Below are 540 nucleotides of genomic sequence, written 5' to 3'. Positions count from 1 at the left end.
CGTCCGGCCCCGCCCGGTATGCGCACCCGGGCGAGCCCGCCTACCGTGGCGCACATGGCTGCTGCGGGTGGTGCGATCGAGCTCGACGCGGGCGGACGGACGGTACGGCTGTCCAGCCCCGACAAGATCTACTTCCCCGAGCGGGGACTCACCAAGAGGGACGTCGCCGAGTACTACCTGGCCGTCGCGGACGGCATCACCCGCGCCCTGCGCAACCGTCCCACGACCCTGGAACGGTTCCCGGACGGCGTGGAGGGCGAGTCCTTCTTCCAGAAACGGGCTCCCAAGAACCTGCCCGACTGGATCCCGACCGCCCACATCGCCTTCCCCAGCGGCCGCACGGCGGACGAGATCTGCCCGACCGAGCCCGCCGCCGTCCTGTGGGCCGCCAACCTGGGCTGCCTCACCTTCCACCCCTGGCCGGTGCGCCGCGACGACACCGACCGGCCCGACGAACTCCGCATCGACCTCGATCCGCAGCCCGGCACCGACTACCACCACGCCGTGGCCGCCGCCCACGAACTGCGGGCCCTGCTGGAC

At 72.4% G+C, this 540-nt stretch carries 1 pseudogene; it reads left to right on the top strand.

Features of this window, described 5'->3' with window-relative positions:
• Positions 1-54: 54 nt before the first annotated feature.
• Positions 55-540 (top strand): annotated as a pseudogene (locus G3I71_RS46305) (ATP-dependent DNA ligase); the annotation flags it as partial.

This window comes from Streptomyces sp. SID12501 (assembly GCF_010550245.1).
Lineage (GTDB): Bacteria > Actinomycetota > Actinomycetes > Streptomycetales > Streptomycetaceae > Streptomyces.
The sequence above is the reverse complement of the archived record's forward strand: the minus strand, read 5'-3'. Positions and strand labels throughout refer to the sequence as shown.